Here is a 10,834-nt window from a genome sequence, read left to right as displayed (position 1 = left end):
AATTTTGAACTCGCCCTACGCGCCACCGTCCCTCTATCACCCGCTGGACGATACCGGTCAGCCTATCGAGGGCGAGCCGATCAAAGGGCGTCGCCCTTCGAAGTTTATCGTGCCGGTGCCTGCCTCGCGGAAGAAGGCCGCCGCTGCGCAGGCCTCGCTTGACCTCGAGACCTATACCGAGAACGCCAAGATCAACGAGATCCGCGGCTATGTCGATGCGTGGCGCGCAATCCCCAACCCCGCCGACTGGGGCGTGACGCCCGCCACTCAGCGTTTGCTTGAACACTGGCGCCGACCGGGGGACCAATGGGCGGGCCCACACCCTTTTTTCTGCCAGATCGAAGCCGTCGAGACGATGATCTGGCTGACCGAGGTCGCGCCGCGGCGGGCTGCGACCCGCGGGCTGCTCGACCAGATCGCCAAGGACAACGAGGAAGCCAATCCGGCGCTGTTCCGGCTCGCTATGAAGATGGCCACCGGCAGCGGCAAAACGACCGTGATGGCGATGCTGATCGCCTGGCAGGCGATCAACGCTGCGCGCAAGGAAACCAAGGATTTCTCGCGCGCTTTCCTAATCGTGGCGCCGGGCATCACGATCAAGGACCGGCTGCGCGTCCTCCTGCCGAGCGAACCGGGCAATTACTATGACACTCGCGAGATCGTGCCACCGGAGATGCTGCCCGAGATTCGGCGCGCTGATATCGTCATCACCAATTATCACGCCTTTCAGCACCGCGAGACGCTGGCGATGCCCAAGGCGGCGCGCAGCTTTCTGCAGGGCAACAATCCGGAGCCAGTCAGGACGATCGAGACCGACGCTCAGATGCTCGCGCGGGCGTGCGATAAGCTGCTGCGATTCGAGCGCGTGAACGTCATCAATGACGAAGCTCACCATTGCTATCGCCACAAGGTCGGCGGCGACGCCGAGGGGGCGCTCACCGGCGACGAGAAGAAAGAAGCCGAGGAGAACGAGAAGGCGGCGAGACTGTGGATCAATGGCATCGAGGCGCTCGACCGGCAGCTCAAGAAGGGCAAGCGCAGCGGCGGCGTCCGCGCCGTGTATGACCTGTCTGCAACCCCCTTCTTTCTGCGCGGCTCCGGTTATCAGGAGGGCACGCTGTTCCCTTGGGTCGTGTCCGATTTCAGCCTGATGGACGCGATCGAGAGCGGCATCGTCAAGCTGCCGCGCGTGCCCGTCACCGACAACCTCGTCCAGACCGACACCGTCGTCTATCGCGATCTGTGGAAGCATATCGGCAAGTCGATGCCGAAATCGACGGCGAGCGCCAATAAATTAAGCCCGTTCGACCTCAATCCGCTGCTGATGACCGCGCTCAACTCGCTCTATAGCCACTATCAGGGCGAGTTCGAGCGGTGGCAGAAAGCGGGTATCGGCGTGCCGCCGGTGTTCATCGTCGTATGCCAAAACACCGCTATCTCGAAGCTAGTGTTCGAGTGGATCGCGGGGTTTGAACGCGGCGACGCCGAGGTGGGCGAACGCGCCGCTTTCCATGCCGGCCATCTCGAACTGTTCCGCAACTATGACGAGCATGGCGGTCGGCTTCCACGCCCCAGGACGCTGCTAATCGACTCTCGCCAGCTCGAAGCCGGCGAGGCGCTCGACAAGGGGTTCAAGGAAGCGGCGTCGGCCGAGATCGAGCAGTTCAAGCGCGAGCTAGCCGCGCGCGAAGGTGCCGGCAGCGTCAAGGGCGAGATCAACGAGAGCGACCTACTGCGCGAGGTGATGAATACCGTGGGCCGCCCTGGCCGGCTCGGTGAGCAGATTCGCTGCGTTGTGTCGGTGTCGATGCTCACCGAGGGCTGGGACACGAACACCGTTACCCACATCCTCGGCGTCCGCGCATTCGGCACGCAGTTGCTGTGCGAGCAGGTTGTCGGTCGTGGTCTCCGTCGGCAGTCCTACGAGCTAAACAAAGACGGTCTGTTCGACGTCGAATATGCCGACATCATGGGTATCCCGTTCGATTTCGCCCGCTCGCCGCAGAAGGTCGATCCCAAGCCGCCGAAGCCGGTCACCCGCGTCCATGCGATCCAGGAGCGCGCCGAACTGGAAATCCGCTTTCCGCGCGTGAGCGGCTATCGGCGCGAGCTGCCGTCCGAACGGCTACAGGCCAAGTTCGACGAGGACAGCCGCCTCGTCATTACGCCCGAGGACATCGGCCCGACGTCGGTGACGATGGAGGGCATCGTCGGTGCCGGCGTCACCATCACGCCCGAGGTGTTGGCGCAACTCCGCCCCTCGGAGATCAGCTTCAACCTCGCCAAGCACCTGCTCTATACGCATTTCCGCGACGAGGACGGCTTCCCCAAGCAGCACCTGTTCCCGCAGATCCAGCGACTGGCGCGGCGCTGGATTGAGGAGGGCTATCTGGTCACCAAGGGGGTGCCGATCGGGGCGATCCTCTATCAGGAGCAGCTCGCCCGCGCCGCCGAAAAGATCGACATCGCCTGCACGCGCGGCGGCGGCGGCCACATCATCGCGGTGCTCGATCCCTACAATCCGAGCGGATCGACGCGGCACGTCAATTTCATCACGACCAAGGAATGCTGGAAGACCGGCGCCCAGCCCCCGCGCTCCCAGATCAGCCACGTCGTCAAGGATTCGAGTTGGGAAGTCGCGCTGGCGCAGGCGCTGGAGGGGCACGGCCGCGTGCTTGCTTACGCCAAGAACCAGGCGCTCGGCTTCGAAATTCCCTATCTCGATGGCGGCACGATGCGGCGCTACCTGCCCGACTTCCTCGTCCGTCTCGATACCGGCACCGAGCCGCTCCACCTCGTGCTGGAGATGAAGGGCCAGCGTGATGAAAGCGACAAGGCTAAGGCGCAGACCGCCCGCGACCTGTGGGTTCCCGGCGTCAACGCACTCGGCGGCTACGGCCGCTGGGCGTTCGCCGAGTTCACCGATCCTTACACCACCGAGGACGAGTTCAAGACTTTGGTCACCAAACTGATCGACGGGGCGGTCGCCTAATGGCACGCAAGCCCGGCACCCCCAAGAAGATTGAAGCGCTGCGTCACGCCGAGGCCACGCGGCGCAACATCCCGACGGCGGAGATGGAGAGCTTCTTCCGGCGCGAGGAAGACACGCATCCGCTGCCGCCCAAACATTATCCCCGTGCCCGGCCGCTGGCTGAGGGCCAGACCCGAACCGAAGAGGAACCGAGTGTGCCCCTTATTATCTGGAACGGGGCTCGGATCACGATCACCGAAACGCAACAGGCCGAGCTTGCCGCGACTGGCACGCTCACCCTGTCCGACACGCAACTCGTCTGGCGCGGCAAGGACCGGCAGGACTGGTCGGACCTCGTCGTCAACGTGCCGCCGCTCTATATTCAGGAGAAGATCCAACCGCAGGCAATCATCGGCGACTTGAAGCGCCGAACAGCGGAAGCGCGCGAAGCGACCACCGACGCACCCAACATGTTCGCCGACTTTAACGGCTTGCCGAAGGACTGGATCGAGGAAGGCTTCTACAAGCACGATGGCCATTGGTCGAACCGCATGATCTTGGGCGACAGCCTGCAGGTGATGGCGAGCCTGTCCGAGCGCGAGAGCCTGAAGGGCAAGGTGCAGTGCATCTATTTCGACCCGCCATACGGCATCAAATTCAATTCGAATTGGCAGGTCAGCACCCAGTCGCGCGACGTGAAGGACGGCAAGCAGACCGACATCAGCCGTGAGCCCGAGCAGGTGAAGGCGTTCCGCGACACCTGGAAGGACGGCATCCACAGCTACCTGACCTATCTGCGCGACCGCCTGACCGCGATGCGCGACCTGCTGACCGAGAGTGGGTCGATCTTCGTGCAGATCAGCGACGAGAACGTGCACCGTGTGCGGGCAGTCATGGACGAAGTATTTGGGGCAGAAAACTTCGTATCCCAAATTATCTTCACGAAGACGGCGGGGGCAACATCGGAATACCTGCCGGGCACATACGATATTATTCTATACTATTGCCGCAACAAGCAGTGGCTAAAATTCAAACCTCCATATCGCCGTAAGGTATTATCTGGGAATGGCGGGTCGGCCTATTCGAGGGTGCGCTTTTCTGATCTCACAAGCCGAAGTTTGAGTCTGGAAGAGAAATTTGCACCCGAAAAGCTCCCTGCCGGCGCGCGCGTTTATCGCATAGACAATCTTACAAGCCAAAGCGTTGGCCGAGAGAAGGGCGAAGGGGCAGCGTCGTGGTTCCCAGTTCAATTCCAGGGGCGGGAGCTCCGCCCATCATTGAAAGTGCGTTGGAAGACGAGCGAAAGCGGGATGCGAAACTTGCGCAATGCCGGGCGCTTGGAGTCGACTTCTACCGGGCTCTACTACGTTCGATACTTCGATGATTTCGCAGTCTATGCTGAAACTGACGTTTGGTCTGACACAGGTATCGCTGGGTTCGCTTCGGATAAACAATACGTAGTCGAAACATCAGCCAAGGTCATAGAGCGCTGCATCTTGATGGCCACTGATCCAGGCGATCTCGTGCTTGACCCAACCTGTGGCTCGGGCACCACAGCCTATGTAGCCGAGCAAATGGGCCGACGCTGGATCACAATGGATACCAGCCGGGTCGCCCTCACGCTTGCTCGCACTCGGTTGATGGCTGCCCGCTATCCTTGGTATCTGCTCGCAGACAGCCGTGAAGGCCGCGCGAAGGAGGCCTCGCTCACCCAGACTGTGCCGCCCGAAACGGCGGTGCACGACGATATCCGCCAAGGCTTCGTCTACGAGCGCGTGCCGCACATCACGCTCAAGTCGATCGCCAACAACCCGCTGATCGACGACATCTGGGAGAAGTGGCAGGCGGTGCTCGAGCCGCTGCGCACCGCACTCAACACGGCGACCGACGAAAGCTGGGAGGAATGGCAGATCCCGCGTGAGCTTCCCGCCACCGCGGCGCCTGCCACCGCCGAGCCGCACGCGAAATGGTGGGAAGCGCGCATCGCCCGTCAGCGCGAGATCGACGCCAGCATCGCCGGCCGCGCCGATGTCGAATATCTCTACGACAAGCCCTACACCGACCCCGCTCGCGTCCGCGTCGCCGGTCCGTTCACGGTCGAAAGCCTATCGCCGCACCGCGTCCTCCCTGCCAGCGAGGAGGAACTGATCGAGACGGCCGACGCAGCCGACGGCAAGCGCTCCGCCGCGGACTCCGATCTGGCGGGTGCCGACTTCGGTGGAATCGTAATCGACTATCTCAAGGCGGAGGGCGTCAAGCAGCAGGCCAAGGGCGACCGCATCACCTTCGAGAGCATCGCGCCTTGGCCCGGCAACTTCATCGGCGCCGCCGCGACCTTCATCGAAGGCGCGGACGGCCCGGAGCGCCGCGCCGCGATCCTCATCGGCCCCGAATACGGCACCGTCGGTCGTCAGGATCTCGTCGCTGCCGCGCGCGAGGCGGTGGACAACCGCTTCGACGTGCTGATCGCCTGCGCCTTCAACTTCGACGCACACTCGTCCGAGCTTGACAAGCTCGGCAGCCTCACAATCCTCAAGGCCCGGATCAACCCCGACATGCATATGTCGGAGGAACTGAAGAACACCGGGCGCGGCAATATGTTCGTCGTGTTCGGCGAGCCCGATGTCGAGGTGCTGAACGATGGCGGCGCAACGGTCCGCGTCAAGGTGAACGGCGTCGACGTGTTCGATCCCAACACAGGCGATATCCGCTCCAGCGACACTAATGGCATCGCAGCTTGGTTCATCGACACTGACTATAACGAAGAGAGCTTCTTCGTCCGACATGCCTATTTTCTGGGCGCGAACGACCCCTACAAGAATCTCAAGACCGCGCTCCAGGCCGAGATCGATGAGGACGCCTGGGCGACGCTCTATTCCGACACCTCGCGCCCGTTCGAGCGACCGGCGGGTGGACGGATCGCAGTGAAGGTCATCAACCACTTCGGCGACGAGGTGATGAAGGTGTTTAGCGTTTAGACAATGCGAGGGGATTCGCCGTGATCGTCGATGGCTTCAGGCACGGGTTTAATGATGAAGCTTGGGAAGCGGCCAAGGGCGAGGCGCGTGCGGTTATGTATAAGGTAGCGCGGCGAGAAGCGTTGATTGCCTATTCGGACCTCGTTGCGCGGATCGGCTCGATCTCACTCGATGCTCATGACCATCGCCTCGACCATTTTCTTGGACAAATTGCCACGGAGGATGATGACGAGGGCCTCGGCCTCACGACCGTCGTTGTGGTGCACAAGACTGGCGACCAAATGCCCGGCCCGGGATTCTTCAACATGGCTGAGAGCCAAGGACGGGACATCTCGGACCCCGTCGCCTGCTGGATGGACGAACTAAAGGCGGTATACCGCCAGTGGTCGAAAAAATAGGCAGATGAACTTCCTAATCGCCGACACCTTCACTGCTTCCTTCAACCGCCTGTCCGGGCAGGACCAGAAGGCCGTGAAGGCGAGCGTTTTCGACTTACAGATGGATCCGACCGGCAACGGTCTTCAACTTCACCGCATCGACAAGAGCAAGGATCCGAACTTCTGGTCGGCGCGGGTCAATCGCGACGTGCGGCTGATCGTCCACAAGACTGGCGAGTCGATGCTGGTCGCCTATGTCGATCACCACAACAACGCCTATGCCTGGGCCGAGCGGCGGCGGATCGAGGCGCATCCTCGTACCGGCGCGGTCCAGATCGTCGAAGTTCGCGAGCGAGTGGAGGAAGTCGCACCGCCCGAGACGTTCGACTTCGTTACGCCCGAAGCGATGGTCGCTGCGGCATCCCAACCGCAATTATTCGTGTCGCTTGGCGATGATGCCCTGCTGTCGATCGGCGTACCGGCGGACTGGCTCGCCGATGTCCGCGCGGCGACCGAGGAAGGCTTCTTCACGCTCGCGGAGCATCTGCCGGGTGAAGCATCAGAAGCTCTGCTCGAATATGCCGCGACCGGCGCGCTGCCAGTGCCGACACCGGCCACGGCCGATCCGTTCACGCACCCCGATGCTCTGCGCCGTATCAGGCCGATCGCCGATCAGGACGAGCTCGAACAGGCGCTAGCGTTCCCGTGGGAAAAGTGGGGCGTCTTTCTCCACCCTTCCCAGCGTGATCTGACCGACCGCAGCTTCGCCGGCCCGGCGCGGGTCGCCGGATCGGCTGGCACGGGCAAGACGATCGTCGCGATCCATCGCGCCGTGCGGCTGGCGCGCGAGAACCCGGGGGCGCGTATCCTGCTCGCCAGCTTCTCGCAGCCGCTCGCCGGCGCGATGGGGAAGAAGCTACTGGTCTTGGCCCCTGAGACCGGCGGCATCGTCCCGCGCATTACCGCGGCCTCGTTTCAAGGCATTGCCGAGCAGATGTATCAGCTCGAACACGGCGTTCGCCCGCGTATCGCGTCGGAGGCCGTGTTGCGGGAAAAGCTGGGCGAGGCAGCCAAGGACTCGCATCTCAAGGGCTTTTCGGATCGCTTCCTGCTCTCCGAATGGACCAACGTCGTCGACGCGTGGGGCATCACGACCCTCGACGCCTATGCGGCCGTGCAGCGAATGGGCCGCAAGAGCAGGCTCGGCCCGAACCAGCGCGAGCGGCTGTGGCCGGTGTTCGAGGCGGTGCGCTCGGCGCTGGTGGCGGAACGCCATACGACATGGGCGCAGGTGTTCACCGGGTTGGCCGTGGCGCTGGCCGATCGTCTGCGCAAGCCGTTCGATCACATCATCCTCGATGAGGCGCAGGATCTGGCGCCAGCCGAACTCCGCTTCTTCGCCGCGCTGGCGCCCGCCGGGCGCGACGCGCTGTTCCTTGCCGGCGACATGGGCCAGCGCATCTTCCAACATCCGTATTCGTGGTCGAGCCTGGGCGTCGAGGTGCGCGGCCGGTCGCATACGCTCAAGGTCTGCTACCGCACGTCGCAGCAAATCCGGCAGGCGGCCGATCACCTGCTGCCACCGGTCCTGCGCGACGTCGATGGCTTGGAAGACGAGCGGCGTGGGATCGTATCGGTTTTTGACGGGCCAGCACCTGTGGTCGAAACATTTGCCAATGCCGATGACGAAGCCGCAGCGGTCGGTGCGATGGTCGACGGGTGGTTAGCCGATGGCATTGCCGCGCACGAAATCGGCATTTTCGTGCGCGCATCCGACCTCATCGTGCGAGCTCGGGATGCGATAAATGGCAGAGACGACGCTGCCGCGATTACCACCGCGCCGATGCACTTGGCGAAGGGCTTGGAGTTTCGAGCCGTCATAGTGATGGCGTGCGATCAGGGCATTCTGCCTCTGGATGAGAGGGTGGCCGATGCAGCCGACGAGGCGGAGCTCGACGAGATCTACGAAACCGAACGACGCCTGCTCTATGTCGCCTGCACACGCGCCCGCGATCGTCTGTTTCTAACCGGCGTACGGCCAGCATCCGAATATTTCGATGATTTGAAAAACGGTGCGACGACATGAACCCCGTTTGGTGACAGCCACAGCTCTGCGCTTACCCGGCTTGTTTTTTCCGATAACGCTGATTCTCGGAACAAACTTATAGCTCGATTTCGCGAGCCCTGTTAGAGGTCGCGGAAGGCACAGGGAGGCTTTCGATGGGGCTGCGACGATGGCTGGCCGCGTTACGGGTGGCGGTAGGGCGGGTGATTGGCGTCGAACGTCGCGACGACGCCAGCAAAATTTGCTACCCGCCAGCGCGCGCTTCCCGTCGGCCTGGGTCGCCGCAGGATCAAGCGCGGCCGCCGCGCCGAGCGTCATCGATGCGACGGGCGCGGCGCGGACAGCGACATGGCTGACAAGGATCCCCTCCCGCAAGCTCTGATCGTCCGGCCGCCCGTTCTCGAGGCGCCGGTACTTCCGGCAATCATCGAGGCGGAGGTCAACGCTGCCCGCGGCTATGCCGCCGCGTCGCGCGCCGCTTCGACGCGGCGCGCCTATCTGTCCGACTGGACCATCTTTTCCGCTTGGTGCGACGGCCGTGGCGTCGGGCCGCTCCCGGCCGCGCCCGCAGCGGTGGCGACGTTCCTGGCTGCCGAAGCTGACGCGGGCGTGAAGACGGCAACGATCGGGCGTCGGCTGGCGGCGATCGGCTACATGCACCGTGTCAATGGGTTCGATCCGCCGCAAGCATGCGTCGGTGCTCAGGCGATCCGTGACGTCCTCGCCGGCATCCGGCGCACCCATGGCGTTCGCAAAGGCAAGAAACGCGCGGCCGACGCCGACATGCTGCGCGACATGCTCCACGGCATCGATGGCGACAGCCCCCGCGCCGTCCGCGACCGCGCGCTGCTCGCCATCGGCATGGCGGGCGCCTTCCGCCGGTCAGAGCTGGTCGCGCTGCAGCTCGACGAGGTGGCGATGGTGCCCGAGGGCATTCGTGTCGTGATCGGCAGGTCGAAGACCGACCAAGAGGGCGCGGGCGTCGAGATCGCGATCCCCGAGGGCACCCGCATCCGGCCAAAGCAGCTGCTGCTCGACTGGGTGACGCTCGCCGGGTTCGCCGACGGGCCGGTGTTCCGCAAGCTGACGCCGCAGGGTCGGATCACCGCCAAGCCGATGAGCGACCGCGGCGTTGCGCTGGTGGTGAAGGCGCGCGCCGAGGCGGCGGGCTACGATCCCGAACAGGTGAGCGGCCATTCGCTACGCGCCGGGTTCCTCACTGAGGCGGCGCGGCGGGGGGCCAACATCTTCAAGATGCGCGAGCAAAGCCGGCACAAGTCGCTTGAAGTGCTATCGGACTATGTCCGCAACCACGAGCTGTTCGCCGACCACGCCGGTGAACGATTCCTGTAGATGTCGCTTCATGCCCTGCTGATGCCCCAACAGGTGAAGGCGATCGAGGAAGCGCCGCTCGTTGCCGACCAGCGTCATCCAGCATGGAGCGCGCTTTTCCTCCATCAAGCGAGCGCGACCGACTTCCTCACCCGGAGGGCGGCCGACGCGGTTTGGCGCTCGCCCACGTTCAAGGTAGACATGCGGAGCGTGCTGCAGCGCGCGGCCGACCTGGAAAACATCGCCGATGCCGCTGCCGCCCTTGCGGAGCTGCGCGCGCTCGGCGCGATGATCGAGGCTCGAATGACGCCGGTGCCGCTGCCCGCGTCGGCGAAACACGGTCCGTCGCCGGACTTCGAGGCAAATGCCGGCGACGGGCCCGTGACGGTGGAGGTCCATGCCAAGCACGAAGACGGCGCACAGACCGCCCGGCGGTTCGCTATTGCCGCCGGCGAGGACGTACCCGGCGTCGAGCGCACTAGCCGCAAGGTCGGCGACATGCTCGTCACCCACACGACCTCGGTCTGGCATCCAGGCGGCACACCCGATCCCACGAAGCCGTTCGACTCGATCCAGGCGAACGTCATCAGCAAGTTATGCAGCGTCAAAGCTAGCGAGCATCAGCGGCGCGAAGCCGTGCCGTCGGTCCTGTGGCTCGACCTCACCACGTTCGATCCGATGAGCAAGAGCCAGTTGCTTCAGACGCTCCCGCTCGTTTCGGGTCACATCGGCCTGACCTCGGGAGCGATTTGGCACGCGTTTTACGGCTGGAAAGGTGCGCCGCTGCTGGAAGAGGGCAATCCTCGCCGCACGACGATGGGCCATGACGGACGGTTTCGAATGAGTGGGGACGCCAAGAGCCATCTCGCCGCGGCGATCGTCAGCTTCGAACGCGGACTAGTCCTCCTGGAAAATCCGTGGGCAACGGTGCCGCTCCCAGCAATGTTTAGACGTCGATGCGAACGGCTGCCCTGGTTCAAACTTGGCAACAGCGTGGCCGACTGGACGCGAGGACAGGCAGCGGCGCAACTTGCCCTGGCCGTCGCACAGATCGAGGCCCTCGCTGGCCAGGCTGCGATCCGATGAACCGACCGAAAGCCCTCGCTGGATC

Annotated in this window: 6 protein-coding genes; all 6 read left to right on the top strand. The window is 63.7% G+C overall.

Annotated features, from left to right (window positions below; genetic code table 11):
* The first annotated feature begins 1 nt into the window (after position 1).
* Entirely contained in the window at positions 2–2,992 is a 2,991-nt protein-coding gene (locus LPN01_RS05055) for a BPTD_3080 family restriction endonuclease (protein WP_410482795.1), read from the top strand.
* Positions 2,992–5,949: a site-specific DNA-methyltransferase gene (locus LPN01_RS05050; protein ID WP_262827265.1), complete on the top strand. Its 2,958-nt coding sequence runs from the start codon at positions 2,992–2,994 to the stop codon at positions 5,947–5,949. Before LPN01_RS05055 ends, LPN01_RS05050 begins: the two co-directional genes overlap by 1 nt.
* 20 nt (positions 5,950–5,969) lie before the next feature.
* On the top strand, positions 5,970–6,347 hold the full coding sequence (locus LPN01_RS05045) for a hypothetical protein (protein WP_262827264.1): 378 nt from the start codon (positions 5,970–5,972) through the stop codon (positions 6,345–6,347).
* Positions 6,348–6,351: 4 nt separating this feature from the next.
* Complete coding sequence (locus LPN01_RS05040) at positions 6,352–8,412, top strand: 3'-5' exonuclease (protein ID WP_262827263.1); 2,061 nt, start codon at positions 6,352–6,354, stop codon at positions 8,410–8,412.
* A 327-nt stretch (positions 8,413–8,739) separates the two neighbouring features.
* Positions 8,740–9,744 carry a site-specific integrase gene (locus LPN01_RS05035; RefSeq protein ID WP_262827262.1) on the top strand — a complete coding sequence of 335 codons (1,005 nt, stop codon included), beginning with the start codon at positions 8,740–8,742 and terminating at the stop codon, positions 9,742–9,744.
* Complete coding sequence (locus LPN01_RS05030; protein ID WP_262827261.1) at positions 9,745–10,809, top strand: hypothetical protein; 1,065 nt, start codon at positions 9,745–9,747, stop codon at positions 10,807–10,809.
* Positions 10,810–10,834 lie beyond the last annotated feature (25 nt).

Origin of the sequence: Sphingomonas sp. A2-49 (assembly GCF_025548555.1) — a bacterium.
GTDB lineage: Bacteria > Pseudomonadota > Alphaproteobacteria > Sphingomonadales > Sphingomonadaceae > Sphingomonas.
Note: the sequence above shows the minus strand (reverse complement) of the source record. Positions and strands in the feature narration are given on the sequence as shown.